Source organism: Kitasatospora sp. NPDC096204 (genome assembly GCF_044763205.1).
In the GTDB taxonomy this organism is placed as follows: Bacteria; Actinomycetota; Actinomycetes; order Streptomycetales; family Streptomycetaceae; genus Kitasatospora.
In genome coordinates this window covers 11977-30785 of the sequence record NZ_JBIWFT010000050.1, presented here as the reverse complement: position 1 = coordinate 30785, position 18809 = coordinate 11977, and the positions used below count along the sequence as shown (strand labels likewise).

The 18809-nt window shown below is 73.5% G+C and carries 1 protein-coding gene (running past one end of the window); it reads right to left on the bottom strand.

Annotated elements, in window-relative coordinates; genetic code table 11:
• A protein-coding gene (locus tag ACIQ87_RS35945; RefSeq protein WP_402415432.1) for a type I polyketide synthase crosses the window boundary here: on the bottom strand, positions 1 to 18809 show its 5' portion. It extends 15232 nt beyond the left edge of the window; only the first 18809 of its 34041 coding nucleotides appear in the window; the start codon lies at positions 18807 to 18809; the stop codon falls past the left edge of the window.

Sequence of the window (18809 nt, the reverse complement as noted above, 5' to 3'; positions counted from 1 at the left end):
TCGGCGCCGGACTCCAGGTCCACCAGGAGGAATCGGTCCGGGTTCTCCGACTGCGCCGAGCGCACCAGACCCCAGACCACCGACTCCGCCAGACCCACAACACCCGACGCCGCATCGACCGACACAGCGTCACGCGTCACCACGACCAACCTCGAAGCGGCGAACCGCTCCTCCGCCAGCCACCCCTGCACCAACTCCAGCGCACGGACCGCAGCCGCATGCACCTCCCCGGCACCGGAACCATCCACAGAACCGAACTCCACCGCCACCAGCGACGGCACAACCTCCACGCCAGCCAGCTCCGCAAGGTCACCCACCACGAGGACCTCACCGGCAGCCTCACCGAACGCAACCTGCGCCCAGTCGACGCCGAACAGCGAGTCGACCGAAGCGCCAGCGGACGCCAACTGCCCGGCCACCACCGGCCGCAGGGCCAGCGATCGGATGGTCCCGACCGGCTGCCCCTCGGCGTCCGCCAGCGTCAGCGACACCGCATCCGCACCAGCGGACACCAGCCGCACCCGCAGCGCGTCCGCACCCGCGGCAACCAGCGACACATCCGACCACGCGAACGGCAGGTGCGCCTGACCCTCGGCCCGGACGAACCCGCCCAGCCCAACCGCCTGAACCGCCGCATCCAGCAGCGCCGGGTGCAGACCGAAACCGGCCGCCTCCCCAGCGATCTCCTCCGGCAGCGCCACCTCGACGAACACCTCGCCGTCGCGGCGCCACGCGGCCCGCAGACCCTGGAACGCCGGCCCGTACACCAGCCCGGCCTCCGCCAGACCCCGCGCGAACGCCTCCACGTCCACCGCCTCGGCACCCGCCGGCGGCCACTCCACCAGACCCGCACCCTCAGCAGCCGACACACCCTCCGCCAGCACACCGGAGACATGACGCGTCCAGAGGCCGTCCTCACCGGCGCCCTCGGCCCGCGAGTGGACCGTCACCGAACGACGGCCCTCACCATCGGGCTCTCCGACCCGCACCTGGACCTGCACACCGCCCGACTCCGGAAGCACCAGCGGCGCCTCCAGCGTCAGCTCCTCCACCAGCGAGCAACCCACCTGGTCGCCGGCCCGCACCGCGAGCTCGACAAAAGCGGTCCCGGGCAGGATCACCGAACCCAGCACCGTGTGATCGGCCAGCCAGGCGTGCGACTGGAGCGAGAGCCGGCCGGTGAACAGCACACCGTCCGCGTCGGCGAGCGACACCGCCGCACCCAGCAGCGGGTGGTCCGCCGCACCCAGGCCCGCGGACTGCACGTCCCCGGTCGCGGCCGGAGAGTGGAGCCAGAACCACTCGCGGTCGAAGGCATACGTCGGCAGGTCGACTCGCCGGGCACCGGCCTCCGCGAAGAACCCTCGCCAGTCGACCTGGGCGCCCTGGACATGCGCGGTGACGAGCGCCGTCAGCGCGGTCTGCGCCTCCGGCCGCTCGGCGCGCAGAGCAGGCGCGAACACGCCCTGCTCGACGCACTCCTGGCCCATGGCCGACAGCACGCCGTCCGGGCCCAGCTCGACAAAGGTGGTGACGCCCTGGGCATCCAGGGCCCGCATGCCGTCAGCGAAGCGAACCGCCTGGCGGACATGCCGGACCCAGTACTCGGGCGAGCACAGCTCCTCCGCCGTGGCCGGCTCACCCGTCACATTGGACACGACGGGGATGACCGGCTCTGCGTAGCTCAGGCCCTCGGCGACGGCCCGGAACTCCGCCAACATGCCGTCCATCAGCGGCGAGTGGAACGCGTGCGAGACCTTGAGCTTCTTGCTCTTCTCGAACCGACCGGCGATGGCGAGGACTTCGGCCTCGTCACCCGAAATCACCACCGAGGTGGGCCCGTTGATCGCGGCGATGCTGACGTTCTCGGTGAGCAGCGGCAGGATCTCGGCCTCGGCGGCCTTGACCGCCATCATCGCGCCGCCCTCCGGCAGCGCCTGCATCAGCCGGCCACGGGCCGCCACCAGGGTGACGGCGTCGTCCAGCGACAGCACGCCCGCGACGTGCGCGGCCGCCAGCTCGCCGATCGAGTGGCCCACCAGGAAGTCCGGACGGACACCCCAGCTCTCGAAGAGGCGGAACAGCGAAACCTCAACGGCGAACAGCGCGAGCTGGGTGAACTCGGTCCGGGCGAGAACCGCAGCTTCCTCGCCGAACACCGCCTCCTTCAGGGGCAGTTCGACCCGCGAGCACACCGCGTCGAAGGCCTCCGCGAACACCGGGAAAGCCTCGTACAGCTCACGCCCCATCCCGGGACGCTGGCTGCCCTGGCCGGTGAACAGGAACGCCAGCTTCCCGCCCGAGGCGGCACCGGTCACCAGCCCGGCGGCCGTACCGCCGTCGGCGAGTGCCGTGAGGGCTCGGATGACGCTGTCGCGGCTGTCCGCGACAACGCCGGCGCGGAGGTCCATCGTCGTACGGGTGGTGGCCAGCGAGTAGGCGAGGTCGGTGACCCGCAGCTCGGGCTCGGCCTCGACCAGGGCGAGCAGTCGCTGCGCCTGACCGCGCAGAGCACCCTCACTCTTCGCGGAGAGCACCAGCGGCGCCTGACCGTCCTCGGTCGACAGACGCTCCGGACGCTTCTCCACCGGAGCCTGCTCGATGATGGCGTGGGCGTTGGTGCCGCTGAAGCCGAAGGAGGAGACGGCCGCACGACGCGGACGCCCGGTCTCCGGCCAGGGGCGGGCCTCGGTCAGCAGCTCGACGGCGCCGGAGGCCCAGTCGATGTGCGGGGACGGCTCGTCGACGTGCAGGGTCTGCGGCAGCACGCCGTGCTGCATCGCCATCACCATCTTGATGATGCCGCCGACGCCCGCCGCCGCCTGGGTGTGCCCGATGTTGGACTTCAACGACCCGAGCCAGAGCGGCTCTTCGGCACGCTCCTGACCGTAGGTGGCCAGCAGCGCCTGCGCTTCGATCGGGTCGCCGAGCGTGGTGCCGGTGCCGTGGCCCTCGACCGTGTCCACGTCGTTGGCCGTGAGGCGCGCGTTGGCGAGGGCCTGGCGGATCACCCGCTGCTGGGACGGGCCGTTGGGGGCGGTGAGGCCGTTGCTCGCGCCGTCCTGGTTGATCGCGCTGCCGCGGACCACGGCGAGCACCTGGTGCCCGTTGCGCTGCGCGTCGGACAGGCGCTCCAGCAGGAGCATGCCGACACCCTCGGACCAGCCGGTACCGTCCGCGTCCGCCGAGAAGGCCTTGCAGCGGCCGTCCATGGCCAGACCGCGCTGCTTGCTGAACTCGATGAACGCGCCCGGGGTGGACATGACCGTCACACCACCGGCCAGCGCCATCGTGCACTCGCCCTCACGCAGGGCCTTCGCCGCCCAGTGCAGGGCGACCAGCGACGAGGAGCAGGCGGTGTCGATGGTGACCGCCGGGCCCTCCAGGCCCAGGGTGTAGGCCACCCGGCCGGAGGCGATGCTGCTCGAACCACCCGTGCCGAGGTAGCCCTCGACACCGGCCGGAATCGCGTGCAGACGCGAGGTGTAGTCGTGGTACATCACACCGGCGAACACGCCGGTCGCGCTGCCCTTCATCGAGGCCGGGTCGATACCCGCGCGCTCGAACGCCTCCCAGGAGGTCTCCAGCAGCAGACGCTGCTGCGGGTCCATCGCCGACGCCTCACGCGGGCTGATCCCGAAGAACGCCGGGTCGAACAGACCCGCATCGTGCAGGAAACCACCCTCCGTGACGTAACTCGTCCCGGCAAGACCCGAGTTGACGTCCTCCAGGGCATCCAGGTGCCAGCCACGGTCAGTCGGGAAGGACGTGATGCCGTCGCCGCCACCGAGCACCAGCTGCCACAGGTCCTCGGGCGAGGCAACCCCACCCGGGTAGCGGCAGGCCATCCCGACGATCGCGATCGGCTCGTCCACGACGGTCGTGGACAGCACCTCGGCCACCACCGGGGCCTCACCGACGAGTTCGTCGCGGATGAAGTCGGCGAGCGCGGACGGCGTCGGGTAGTCGAAGACCAGCGTGGCCGGCAGACGCAGACCGGTGGCCGCGTTCATCCGGTTGCGCAGCTCGACCGCGGTCAGGGAGTCGAAGCCCAGCTCACGGAAGGCGCGGGTCAGATCGACCCCCTCCGCCGATGCGTAGCCCAGAACCTCGGCCACCTGCGTACGGACCACCTCGCGGACGGTCTCGTCGCGACGCGCGGCCGGCAGGGCGAGCAGGCGCTCGGCCAGCGAACCGGCAGCAGCGGAACCGCCACTCGCGGCGGTCCGACGGCGCGGCGCACGCACCAGGGCCCGCAGCAGCGGCGGGACCTCACCCCCACCGACCATGGCCACCGGGTCGAGGTGCATCGGGACGACCAGGGCGCGCTCCAGCGTGAGCGCACCGTCGAACAGGGCCAGCCCCTCCTGCGACCGCAGCGGCGCCACGCCGGCACGGGCCAGACGGCGCACGTCGGCCTCGCTCAGGCTGGTGGCCATGCCACCGTCCTCGGCCCACAGACCCCACGCCAGCGACGTGCCCGGCAGCCCCTCAGCCCGGCGGCGGGCCGCCAGAGCGTCCAGGAACGCATTGGCCGCAGCGTAGTTACCCTGCCCCGCAGCACCGAACACGCCCGACACGGAGGAGAACAGGACGAACGCCGACAGGTCCATCCCAGCGGTCAGCTCGTGCAGGATCACTGCCGCGTCCACCTTCGGACGCAGCACCGCCGACAGCCGCTCCGGCGTCAGCGACGACACCACGCCGTCATCCAGGACGCCGGCGGTGTGGACCACCGCCGACAGCGAACGACCCTCCAGCAGCACCGCGACAGCGTCGCGGTCGGTGACATCGCAGGCGACGACGTCCACCGCTGCCCCCAACCCGGCCAGCTCGTCCCGCAGTTCGACAGCGCCCGGCGCGTCCAGGCCGCGACGGCTGGTCAGCACCAGACTCCGCACCCCGTGAGTGACGACCAGGTGCCGGGCCACCAACGAACCCAGACCACCCGTACCACCGGTCACCAGGACCGTGCCCTCACCCAGCGACACGTTGCTCTCCGAGGAAGCGGAGACGCGCACCAGGCGCGGCGCGAACGCCACACCCCCGCGCACCGCCACCTGCGGCTCACCGGACTCGACAACACCCGACGGCAGTTCGGCGCCGAACTCCAGGTCCACCAGGAGGAATCGGTCCGGGTTCTCCGACTGCGCCGAGCGCACCAGACCCCAGACCACCGACTCCGCCAGACCCACAACACCCGACGCCGCATCGACCGACACAGCGTCACGCGTCACCACGACCAACCTCGAAGCGGCGAACCGCTCCTCCGCCAGCCACCCCTGCACCAACTCCAGCGCACGGACCGCAGCCGCGTGCACCTCCTCGGCACCGGAACCATCCACAGAACCGAACTCCACCGCCACCAGCGACGGCATGACCTCCACCGCATCCAGCTCCGCGAGGTCACCCACCACGAGGACCTCGCGGCCCGTCTCACCGAGCGCGATCTGCGCCCAGTCGACACCGAACAGCGAGTCAGTCGACCCACCCGCGGGCGTCAGCTGCCCGGCGGCCACCGGCCGCAGAGCCAGCGATCGGATGGTCCCGACCGGCTGCCCCTCCGCGTCCGCCAGCGTCAGCGACACCGTGTCCGCACCAGCGGACACCAGCCGCACCCGCAGCGCGTCCGCACCCGAAGCGTGCAGCTCGACACCAGCCCACGCGAACGGCAGGTGCGCCTGGCCCTCGGCCCGGACGAACCCGCCCAGACCCACAGCCTGCACCGCCGCATCCAGCAGCGCCGGGTGCACACCGAACGACCCGGCCTCCCCGCTCACCACCTCCGGCAGCACGACCTCGACGAACACCTCGCCATCCCGACGCCACGCCGACCGCAGACCCTGGAACGCCGGCCCGTACACCAGCCCGGCCTCCGCCAGACCCCGCGCGAACGCCTCCACGTCCACCGCCTCGGCACCCGCCGGCGGCCACTCCACCAGACCCGCACCCTCAGCAGCCGACACACCCTCCGCCAGCACACCCGAGACATGCCGGACCCACTCGGACGCGCTCTCGGCCCGCCCGTGCACAGCAAGCGAACGACGCCCGGACGCGTCCACCGCGCCCACCGTCACCTGGACCTGCACACCGCCCGACTCCGGAAGCACCAGCGGCGCCTCCAGCGTCAGCTCCTCCACCACCGAGCAACCCACCTGGTCACCCGCCCGCACCGCCAACTCGACAAACGCCGTACCCGGAACGATCACCGAACCCAGCACCGCATGATCAGCCAGCCACGCGTGCGACTCCACCGACAGACGACCCGTAAACAGGAAGCCCTCAGCGTCGGCCAGAGCCACCGCCGCACCCAACAGCGGGTGGTCGGCCTCGCCGAGACCGGCGGCCGTCATGTCACCGGCGAGCGGCGGGACGTGGAGCCAGAAGCTCTCACGCTCGAACGCGTACGTCGGCAGGTCGACCCGACGGGCACCGGCCCGGGAGGCCAGGCTGCTCCAGTCCGCGACGGCACCGTGGGCGAACGCCGTCGCCAGCGCGGAGACCGCCGTTCGCGGCTCCGGCCGCTCGGCGCGCAGAGCAGGCGCGAACACGCCCTGTTCGACGCACTCCTGGCCCATGGCCGAGAGCACGCCATCCGGGCCGAGTTCGACGAAGGTGGTGACGCCCTTGGCCTCCAGGGCCCGCATGCCGTCGGCGAAGCGCACCGCCTGGCGGACGTGGCGCACCCAGTACTCGGGCGAGCACAGCTCCTCGGCGGTGGCGACCGAACCGGTCACGTTGGAGACCACCGGGATGCGCGGGGCGCTGTACGTCAGCCCCTCGGCAACGGCCCGGAACTCCTCCACCATGCCGTCCATCAGCGGCGAGTGGAACGCGTGCGAGACCTTGAGACGCTTGGTCTTCTCGAACTGCCCGGCGATCGCCAGAACTTCGGACTCGTCACCCGAAACCACCACGGAGGAAGGCCCATTGATCGCCGCGATGCTCACCTGAGCGGTCAGCAGCGGCAGCACCTCCTCCTCCGAGGCCTTCACCGCCACCATCGCGCCACCCTCCGGCAGCGCCTGCATCAGCCGACCACGCGCCGCGACCAGCGCCACCGCGTCGTCCAGCGACAGCACACCCGCGACATGCGCGGCCACCAGCTCACCGATCGAGTGCCCCACCAGGAAGTCCGGACGAACCCCCCAGGCCTCCACCAGCCGGAACAGCGCGGTCTCCACCGCGAACAGCGCCACCTGAGTGAACTCGGTCCGGGCGAGAACGTCAGCGTCCTCCCCGAACACCGCCTCCTTCAGCGGCAGTTCGACCCGCGCGCACACCGCGTCGAAGGCCTCCGCGAACACCGGGAAGGCGTCGTACAGCTCACGCCCCATCCCCGGCCGCTGGCTCCCCTGCCCCGTGAACAGGAACGCCAGCTTCCCGCCGGCGGCCAGGCCCTGGACCACCTGCGGGTCGGACTGGCCGTCGGCCAGTGCCCGCAGGCCCGCGATCAGGGCGTCCCGGTCCTCGCCGAGGACCACGGCCCGCTGCTCCAGCACCGTGCGGGTGGTCACCAGCGAGTGCGCGACGTCGGCGACCGGAAGCCGGTCGTCGGCCGTCACCAGCGCGTGCAGGCGCTCGGCCTGGCGCCGCAGGGAATCCTCTCCCCGTGCGGTGACGACGAACGGCGTGACGGCGGCCGGGGTCGCGTCCGTCCCGGCGACGGCCGTGGCCGGCCGCTTCTCCGTCGGAGCCTGCTCGATGATCGTGTGGGCGTTGGTGCCGCTGATGCCGAAGGAGGAGACGGCCGCGCGACGCGGACGCCCGGTCTCCGGCCACGGCCGGGCCTCGGTCAGCAGCTCGACCGCACCCTCCGTCCAGTCGATGTGCGGGGACGGCTCGTCCACGTGCAGGGTCTGCGGCAGGACGCCGGCGCGGATCGCCATCACCATCTTGATGACGCCCGCGACACCGGCGGCGGCCTGGGTATGGCCCAGGTTCGACTTCAGCGACCCGAGCCAGAGCGGCTCTTCGGTGCGCTCCTGGCCGTAGGTGGCGAGCAGGGCCTGCGCCTCGATCGGGTCGCCCAGCGAGGTTCCGGTGCCGTGCGCCTCGACCACGTCGATCTGGTCGGAGCTGAGGCGGGCGTTGGCGAGCGCCTGGCGGATGACCCGCTGCTGCGACGGCCCGTTGGGGGCGGTCAGGCCGTTGCTGGCACCGTCCTGGTTGACGGCAGAGCCACGCATGACCGCCAGCACCTGGTGCCCGTTGCGCTGCGCGTCGGACAGCCGCTCGACGAGCAGCATGCCGACGCCCTCGGACCAGCCCGTGCCGTCCGCCGCGGCGGCGAACGACTTGCAGCGCCCGTCGGCCGCCAGGCCGCGCTGCTTGCTGAACTCGATGAAGGTGCCGGGGGTGGCCATCACCGTCACGCCGCCGGCGAGAGCCATGGTGCACTCGCCGTTGCGCAGAGCCTGGGCGGCCAGGTGGAGAGCGACCAGCGAGGAGGAGCAGGCCGTGTCGACGGTGACCGCCGGGCCCTCAAGACCGAAGGTGTACGCCAGGCGGCCGGACAGCACGCTGCCCGCGTTGCCGGTGCCGAGGTAGCCCTCGATCTCCTCGGGGATGGTCTGCAGGCGCGCGGCGTAGTCGTGGTACATCACACCGGCGAAGACGCCGGTCGCGCTGCCCTTCATCGAGGCCGGGTCGATGCCCGCGCGCTCGAACGCCTCCCAGGACGTCTCCAGCAGCAGGCGCTGCTGCGGGTCCATGGCGAGCGCCTCACGCGGAGAGATGCCGAAGAACACCGGGTCGAAGCGGTCCGCGTCGTGCAGGAAGCCGCCCTCGCGGGTGTACGTCGTGCCGGAGCGGACGGACTCGGGGTCGTACAGGCCCTCGACGTCCCAACCGCGGTTGGTCGGGAAGAGCGAGATGCCGTCGCCGCCGCCGAGCACGAGCTGCCACAGGTCCTCGGGCGAGGCGACCCCGCCCGGGTAACGGCAGGCCATGCCGACGATCGCGATCGGCTCGTCGTCCCCGCCCGAGGCCGTCTGGGCCTTCACGACCGCGGTGGCCGCGGCCGGTTCGAGGTGCCCGAGCAGTTCGGTGTGCAGGTGGTCGGCCAGGGCGGTGGGCGTCGGGTAGTCGAAGACCAGCGTGGCCGGCAGGCGCAGGCCGGTGGCCGCGTTGAGGCGGTTGCGCAGCTCGACGGCGGTCAGCGAGTCGAAGCCCAGCTCACGGAAGGCCCGGACGGCGTCCACCGCGTCGGCGGACGGGTAGCCCAGCGCCGTGGCGGCGTTGCCGCGGACCAGGTCCAGCAGCGAACGGTGCTGCTCCTCGGTCGACAGGGTACTCAACTGGCCCACCAGCGTGGCGGCGGAGCCGCTGCTGACGTCCACCTTGCGACGGCGCGGCGTACGGACGAGTCCGCGCAGCAGCGGCGGGACGTCGCCCGTGCCGACCGCCGTGACGGGGTCGAGGTGCATCGGGACGACCAGGGCACGCTCCAGCGTGAGCGCGCCGTCGAACAGGGCCAGGCCCTCCTGGGCGCGCAGCGGGGCGACGCCCGCGCGGGCCAGACGGCGCACGTCGGCCTCGCTCAGGGCGGCGGACATGCCGCCGTCCTCGGCCCACAGGCCCCAGGCCAGCGAGGTGGCGGGCAGGCCGTCGGCGCGACGCTGCTCGGCGAGCGCGTCCAGGAACGCGTTCGCGGCGGCGTAGTTGCCCTGGCCGGCGGCACCGAACACACCGGAGGCCGAGGAGAACAGGACGAACGCCGACAGGTCCATCCCAGCGGTCAGTTCGTGCAGGATCACCGCCGCGTCCACCTTCGGACGCAGCACCGCCGACAGCCGCTCCGGCGTCAGCGACGACACCAGGCCGTCATCCAGCACACCGGCAGTGTGGACCACCGCTGACAGCGAACGACCCTCCAGCAGCGCCGCGACGGCATCGCGGTCGGTGACGTCGCAGGCGACGACGTCCACCTCGGCGCCCAACCCGGCCAGCTCGTCCCGCAGTTCGACAGCGCCCGGCGCGTCCAGGCCACGACGGCTGGTCAGCACCAGACTCCGCACACCATGCGCTGTGACCAGGTGCCGGGCCACCAGCGAGCCGAGACCACCCGTACCGCCGGTCACCAGGACAGCGCCCTCGCCCAGCAACGGCACGGCGTTGTCCGAGGAGGCGGAGACGCGCACCAGGCGCGGCGCGAACGCCACACCCCCACGCACCGCCACCTGCGGCTCACCGGACTCCACAACACCCGACGGCAGCTCGGCGCCGGCCTCCAGGTCCACCAGCACGAACCGGTCCGGGTTCTCCGACTGCGCCGAGCGCACCAGACCCCAGACCACCGACTCCGCCAGACCGGCAACACCCAGCGCGGCATCGACCGACACCGCACCACGCGTCACCACGACCAGCTTCGACGCGGCGAACCGCTCCTCCGCCAGCCAGCCCCGCACCAGCTCCAGGGCCCACACACCGGCAGCGTGCGCGGCCTCGGCCACGTCACCGCCGCCCGCCCGCGGAGCCTCGACCACCACGACGTCGGGAACCTCGTCCCCGGCCAGCTCGGCCGGCGACGACACCACCCGAACGCTCGCACCCGACCCGGCCCCGAGCGCGATCTGCGCCCAGTCCACGCCGAACAGCGAGTCGGTCGAAGCGCCCGCCGCCGCCAACTGCCCGGCGACGACCGGCCGCAGCACCAGCGACTCCACCGAACCGACCGGACGGCCCTCGGCGTCCGCGAGCGTCAGCGACACCGCGTCCGCGCCCGCCGACACCAGCCGCACCCGCAGCGCACCCGCACCCGCGGCGACCAGCGACACACCCGACCACGCGAACGGCAACCGGCCCGCCCCCACGTCCTCCACCAGGCCACCGAGCCCGACCGCGTGCAACGCCGCGTCCAGCAGCGCCGGGTGCAGACCGAAACCGGCCGCCTCCCCCGCCACCTCCTCCGGCAGCGCCACCTCGGCGAACACCTCGCCATCCCGACGCCACGCCGACCTCAGACCACGGAACACCGGGCCGTAACCGAACCCGACGCCCTCCATCGCCCCGTAGAAGCCGTCCAGCTCCACCGCCTCGGCACCCGCCGGCGGCCACTCCACCAGACCCGCACCCTCAGCAGCCGACGCACCCTCCGCCAGCACACCCGAAACGTGGCGTGTCCAGAGGCCGTCCTCGCCGGCGCCCTCGGCCCGCGAGTGGACCGTCACCGAACGACGACCCTCGCTGTCGGGCGCACCGACCCAGACCTGAACCTGCACGGCACCCGACTCCGGAAGCACCAGCGGCGCCTCCAGCGTCAGCTCCTCCACCAGCGAGCAGCCCACCTGGTCACCCGCACGCACCGCGAGTTCCACGTACGCCGTGCCCGGAACGATCACCGAACCCAGCACCGCGTGGTCGGCCAGCCACGGGTGCGACTCCACCGACAGACGTCCCGTGAACAGGAAGCCCTCGGCGTCGGCCAGCGACACGCCCGCACCCAACAGCGGGTGGTCGGCCGCACCCAGGCCCAGCGAGGCGACCTCGCCCAGCCAGCCCGAGGCCACCGCCGGCCAGTAGCGCTCACGCTGGAACGCGTACGTCGGCAGCTCGACCCGGTGGTTGCCGGAGCCGAAGCAGGAGGTCAGGTCGAGCTCGGCGCCGTTGACGTGCGCCACGGCGAGGGCGGTGGCGACGGTCTGCGTCTCCGCGCGGTCGCGACGCAGGGCGGAGGCGAACACGCCGCCGCTGACGCACTCCTGGGCCATCGCGGTGAGGACACCGTCCGGGCCCAGCTCCAGGTAGGTGGTCACGCCCTCGGCTTCGAGGGCGCTCATGCCGTCGGCGAAACGGACGGCCTGCCGCACGTGCCGCACCCAGTACTCGGGCGAGCACAGCTCCTCGGCGGTGGCGAGAGTGCCGGTCACGTTGGAGACCACGGCGATCTGCGGCGCCGCGTAGGTCAGACCCTCCGCCACCCGGCGGAAGTCCGCCAACATCCCGTCCATCAGCGGCGAGTGGAACGCGTGCGAAACGCTCAGCCGCTTCGACTTCTCGAACTGCCCGGCGATCGCCAGCACTTCGGACTCGTCCCCGGAAATCACCACCGAGGAAGGACCGTTGATCGCCGCGATGCTCACCTGCGCGGTCAGCAGCGGCAGCACCTCGGCCTCGGCGGCCTTCACCGCCACCATCGCGCCGCCCTCCGGCAGCGCCTGCATCAGCCGGCCACGAGCAGAGACCAGCGCCACCGCGTCGTCCAGCGACAGCACGCCCGCGACATGCGCGGCCGCCAGCTCGCCCACCGAGTGCCCGACCAGGACGTCCGGACGGACACCCCAGCTCTCGAAGAGGCGGAACAGCGACACCTCGACGGCGAACAGCGCGACCTGGGTGTACTCCGTACGGGCGAGAACGTCAGCGTCCTCCCCGAACACGGCCTCGCGCAGCGGAAGTTCGACCCGAGCGCACACCGCGTCGAAGGCGTCGGCGAACGCCGGGAAGGCGTCGTACAGCTCACGCCCCATGCCGGGACGCTGGCTGCCCTGGCCGGTGAACAGGAACGCCAGGTTGCCGCCCGAGGCGACACCCCGGACGAGTCCGGGGCGGTCGGCGCGCTCGGCGAGCGCGCCCAGGCCGTCGAGCAGGGCCGCCGGGCTGTCGCCGAGCAGGACGGCGCGGTGCTCGTGGTGGGTGCGGGTGGCCGCGAGCGAGTACCCGAGGTCGGTGACCGGGACGTCCGGCCGGGTCTCCAGGTGGGCGCGAAGGCGTCCGGCCTGGGCGGCGAGGGCGTCCGGGGTGCGGCCCGACAGGGCCCAGAGCACCGGCGCGTCGCCGTGCGTCGCGGGCGCGGCCTGCGGGTCGGTGTCCGCCGGCTCGTCGGCGGCCTGTTCGAGGATGACGTGGGCGTTGGTGCCGCTCATGCCGAAGGAGGAGACGCCGGCCCGGCGCGGGTGCGCCGTCTCGGGCCAGTTCCGCGTCTCCGTCAGCAGCTCGACGGCGCCGGCCGACCAGTCCACGTGGGGGGTGGGCTCGTCGACGTGCAGGGTGCGCGGCAGCACGCCCTCCCGCATCGCCATGACCATCTTGATGACGCCGCCGACACCCGAAGCCGACTGGGTGTGGCCGATGTTGGACTTGAGGGAGCCGAGCCACAGCGGCTCGCCGCCGCGCTCCTGGCCGTAGGTGGCGAGCAGCGCCTGGGCCTCGATCGGGTCACCCAGTCGGGTGCCCGTGCCGTGCGCCTCGACGGCGTCGACCTCGCCGGCCGTCAGTCCGGCAGCGGCCAGCGCGGCGCGGATGACCCGCTGCTGGGCGGGGCCGTTGGGGGCGGTCAGGCCGTTGCTCGCACCGTCCTGGTTGATCGCGCTGCCGCGCACGACCGCCAGAACCTGGTGGCCGTTGCGGCGGGCGTCGGAGAGGCGCTCCAGCAGGAGCATGCCCGCGCCCTCGCCCCAGCCGGTGCCGTCGGCCGAGGCCGCGAAGGCCTTGCAGCGGCCGTCGGCGGCCAGTCCGCGCTGCTTGCTGAACTCGACGAAGGTGCCGGGGGTGGCCATCACGACGACGCCGCCGGCCAGGGCCATGGTGCACTCGCCGTTGCGCAGGGCCTGGGCGGCCAGGTGCAGGGCGACCAGCGAGGAGGAGCAGGCGGTGTCGACGGTGACCGCCGGGCCCTCAAGGCCGAAGGTGTAGGCCAGGCGGCCGGAGACCACGCTGGCGGCGGTGCCGGTGGCGAGGTGGCCCTCGCTGGACTCCTGGCCGGCCAGCAGGGCGGCGTAGTCCTGGCTGTTGGTGCCGGCGAAGACGCCGGTGGCCGTGCCGCGCACCGAGCCGGGGGTGATGCCGGCCCGCTCGAAGGCCTCCCAGGTGGTCTCCAGCAGCAGGCGCTGCTGCGGGTCCATGGCGAGGGCCTCGCGCGGCGAGATGCCGAAGAACGCCGGGTCGAACTCGCTCGCGCCGTGCAGGAAGCCGCCGCAGCGCGCGTAGGAGGTCTCCCGCTCTCCGCCGAGGGCGCTGCCCACGGCGCCGAGGTCCCAGCCGCGGTCGGTCGGGAAGTCGCCGACGGCGTCGGCGCCGTCGAGCACGAGCTGCCACAGGCCCTCGGGCGAGGTGACGCCGCCGGGGTAGCGGCAGGCCATGCCGATGATGGCGATGGGCTCGTCGTCGGCCGCCTGCGGCACGGCGGGGGCCTGCGCCCCGGTGTCGGTGCCGAGCAGTTCGGCGCCGAGGTGGGCGCCGAGGGCGGCGGCGGTCGGGTGGTCGAAGACCAGGGTGGCCGGCAGGGTCAGTCCGGTGGCCGTGTTGAGGCGGTTGCGCAGCTCGACGGCGGTCAGCGAGTCGAAACCGAGGTCCTTGAACGCCCGGCCGGGGTCGATGGCCTCCGCGCCGCTGTGTCCGAGGACGGCGGCGACGGCGTCGCGCACCAGCTCCTCGAGGACGCGCCCGCGGTCCAGCGGGGAGAGGCCGGCGACCCGTGCGGCCCAGGGGGAGGCGGCGTCGGCCGGGCCCTCCTGCGGGGCGGCCACGGCCGCCAGGCCGCGGACCTCGGGGAGGTCGGCGATCAGCGGGCGGTTGCGGCCGGCGGTGAAGACCGGGGCGAAGCGCGCCCAGTCGACGTCGGCGACGGTCAGCGCGGTCTCGTCGTGGTCGAGTGCCTGCGCCAGGGCGGCGATCGCCAGTTCGGGGGCCATCACCGGCAGGCCGCGGCGGCGCAGCTGCTCCTCCGCGTCGTCCTCGGCGGCCATGCCGCCGTCGGCCCAGGGGCCCCAGGCGACGGCGGTGGCGGCGAGGCCGCGGGCGCGGCGCTGCTCGGCGAGGGCGTCGAGGTAGGCGTTGGCGGCCGCGTAGGCGGCCTGCCCGCCGCTGCCCCAGATGCCGGAGATGGAGGAGAAGAGGACGAAGGCGTCCAGCTCGGTATCGCCGAGCAGCTCGTCCAGGTGGGCGGCGCCACCCGCCTTGGCGGCGAGGACGTCGGCGAACTCCTCCGGCCGTGCGTCCGGGAGCAGCGCGAGGTGGTTGACACCCGCGGTGTGGACGACGGCGGTGAACTCGTGCTCGGCGAGCAGCGCCTGGACGGCCGTACGGTCGGCGACGTCACACGCGGCGACGGTCACCTCGACCCCCGACGCGGTCAGCTCGTCGCGCAGCTCGGCCGCGCCCGGAGCCGCCAGGCCCCGACGGCTGGTCAGCACCAGATGCCCGGCACCGTTGTCCGCCAGCCAGCGCGCCACCCGCGCACCCAGCGCACCCGTACCACCCGTGACCAGCACCGTGCCACACGGCGACCACGAACCCGCCGCCTCACCCGACCGACCCGCCCGCACCAGACGACGCACGAACACGCCCGAGGCGCGCACCGCGACCTGGTCCTCGCCGTCCACACCCGCCAACACAGCCGCCAACCGGCCCTGCGCCCGGCCGTCCAGCACCTCGGGCAGGTCGACCAGACCACCCCAACGCTCCGGCGCCTCCAGCGCCACCACCCGGCCCAGACCCCAGACCTGCGCCTGCACCGCACCGCTCACCCGGTCCGCACGACCGACCGACACCGCACCCCGCGACGCCAACCACAACGGCGCACCCACACCCGCGTCACCCAGCGCCTGCACCAGCGCGAGGCTGTCGGCCAGGCCTGCGGTCAGCACGGGGTGCTCGGGGTGCGAGCCGGTCCCGAGGGCCAGCAGCGACAGGACGCCGGTCAGTGCGGCCGGGTCCTCGACGGCGGCGCGCAGCCGCTCGGCCAGCGCGGCCCGGTCGAGCGCGCCGGACGGTACGGGCAGCCTCAGGACGTGGGTGCCGTATCTCTCCAGGGCCTCCGCGACGGCGGTGGTCCAGCTGTCCTCGCCGCCGTCTTCCGGGTGGACGAGCAGCCAGGTGCCTGAGAGTTCGGCGTTCGGCAGGTCGGTGAGCGGGTTCCACACGGCGCGGTAGCGCCAGCCGTCCACGGTGGAGCGGGCGCGGCGCTGCCGGTGCCAGTGCGACAGGACGGGCAGGGCGGGCGCGAGTGCGTCGGCGGAGGCGTCCAGCTCCGCCTGGTCCAGGTCCAGGGCGGTGGCGAGCGAGCGCAGGTCCTGCTGCTCGACGGCCTCCCAGAACCGGGCGTCGAGCTGCTCGGTGTCGTTGTCGCGGGCCGCCGCGTCGGCGGTCGGGACGGCGGTGCGGCCGGTCTCCAGCCAGAACCACTCGTGCTGGAAGGCGTAGGTCGGCAGGTCGACCCGCCGGGTGTCCGGTCCGGTGAGCAGGGCCTGCCAGTCGACGGGGACACCGTGCGCGTAGGCGGTGGCGAGCGCGGTCAGCGCGGTCCGGGCCTCGGGCCGGCCGGCCCGCAGCGCGGGGACGTGGACGCCGTGCTCGCCCAGCGCGGACAGCACGCCGTCGGGGCCGAGCTCGACGAAGACGGTGACGCCCTGGGCCTCCAGGGTGCGCATGCCGTCGGCGAAGCGGACGGCCTCGCGGACGTGGCGCACCCAGTACTCGGGCTCGCACAGCTCCTCGGCGGTGGCGAGGACACCGGTGACGTTGGAGACCATCGGGATGCGCGGGGCGGAGTAGGTCAGGCCCTCGGCGACGCGGCGGAAGTCCGCCACCATGCCGTCCATCAGCGGGGAGTGGAAGGCGTGCGAGACGTTGAGACGCTTGGTCTTCTCGAACTGCCCGGCGATCGCCAGCACTTCGGACTCGTCGCCCGAAATCACCACGGAGGAAGGCCCGTTGATGGCGGCGATGCTCACCTGGGCGGTCAGCAGCGGCAGGATCTCGGCCTCGGTGGCCTTGACCGCGACCATCGCGCCGCCCTCGGGCAGCGCCTGCATCAGCCGGCCACGGGCCGCCACCAGCGCCACCGCGTCGTCCAGCGACAGCACACCGGCGACGTGGGCGGCGACCAGCTCGCCGATCGAGTGGCCGACCAGGAAGTCCGGACGGACCCCCCAGCTCTCCATCAACCGGAACAGCGCGGTCTCGATCGCGAACAGCGCGACCTGGGTGAACTCCGTACGGGCGAGAACCGAAGCGTCCTCCCCGAACACCGCCTCCTTCAGCGGCAGTTCGACCCGCGCGCACACCGCGTCGAAGGCCTCGGCGAACACCGGGAACGCCTCGTACAGCTCACGCCCCATGCCGAGCCGCTGGCTGCCCTGCCCGGTGAACAGGAAGGCCATCCTGGCCTCGTCGGCCGTGCCGCGCGCCGCGGCCGGCTCGTCCGCGCCCTTGGCGAAGGCCGCCAGCGCGCGCTCGGCCGCCTCCGGCCCGTCGACCAGCAGCACCGCGCGGTGCTCCAGGGAGGCCCGGGAGGCGGCCAACGAGGCGGCCACGGAGGCCGGGTGGGCGTCGGGGTGGGCGCCGACCCAGTCGCGCAGGCGCCCGGCCTGGGCGCGCAGCGCCTTCTCGGTGCGGGCGGACAGGATCCACGGGACGGGCGTGCCCGCGGGGAGCGCGCCGGGGCCCGCGGCGGGGGCCGGCTCGTCGCCGTCGGCGACCGGCGCGGCCTGCTCGATGATGGCGTGCGCGTTGGTGCCGCTGACGCCGAAGGCGGAGACGCCGGCCCGACGCGGGTGGCCGGTCTCCGGCCAGTCCCTGGCCTCGGTGAGCAGTTCGACGGAGCCCACGGCCCAGTCGACCTTCGGCGAGGGCTCGTCCACGTGCAGGGTCCGCGGGAGGACGCCGGCGCGGATCGCCATGACCATCTTCATGACGCCCGCGACACCGGCGGCGGCCTGGGTGTGGCCGAGGTTGGACTTCAGCGAGCCCAGCCACAGCGGCTGCCCCTCCGGGCGGTCCTGGCCGTAGGTGGCCAGCAGCGCCTGGGCCTCAATCGGGTCGCCCAGCACCGTGCCGGTGCCGTGCGCCTCGACGGCGTCCACCTGGTCGCCGGAGAGCCGGGCGTTGGCGAGGGCCTGGCGGATGACGCGCTGCTGGGCGGGGCCGTTGGGGGCGGTCAGGCCGTTGCTGGCACCGTCCTGGTTGACGGCGGTGCCGCGGACGACGGCCAGCACCGGGTGCCCGAGGCGGCGGGCGTCGGAGAGGCGCTCCAGCAGGATCATGCCGACGCCCTCGGACCAGCCGGTGCCGTCCGCCGCCGCGGCGAAGGACTTGCAGCGGCCGTCGGCGGACAGGCCCCGCTGGCGGCTGAACTCGATGAAGGTGTCCGGGGTGGCCATCACCGTGACGCCGCCGGCCAGGGCGAGCGTGCACTCGCCGCCCCGCAGGGCCTGGACCGCCAGGTGCAGGGCGACCAACGAGGAGGAGCAGGCGGTGTCCACGGTGACCGCCGGGCCCTCAAGGCCGAAGGAGTAGGCCAGCCGGCCGGAGACCACGCTGCCCGCGTTGCCGGTCAGCAGGTGGCCCTCCAGCCCCTCCGGCACCGCGCGCAGCGAGGACGCGTAGCCCGAGGAGGCCGCGCCGACGAACACGCCGGCCTGGCTGCCCTTCAGCCCTGCCGGGTCGATGCCGGCCCGCTCGAAGGCCTCCCAGGACGTCTCCAGCAGCAGCCGCTGCTGGGGGTCCATGGCGAGGGCCTCGCGCGGCGAGATGCCGAAGAAGTCCGCGTCGAAGCGCCCCGCGTCGGCGAGGAAGCCGCCCTCGCGGGAGTAGGTCGTCCCGTAGTTCGCCGGGTCCGGGTGGTACACGCCCTCGGTGTCCCAGCCGCGGTCCTCGGGGAAGACGGAGATCGCGTCGCCGCCGTCGGCGACCAGCTGCCACAGCTCCTCGGGGGTGCGCACCCCGCCGGGGAAGCGGCAGCTCATCGCGACGATCGCGATCGGCTCCCGGGACGCGGCCTGGAGTTGCCGGTTCTGCTGCCGGAGTCGCTCGGTCTCCTTCAGCGACGCACGAAGCGCCTCAAGCATCTTGTCGTTGGACGAGGCCAT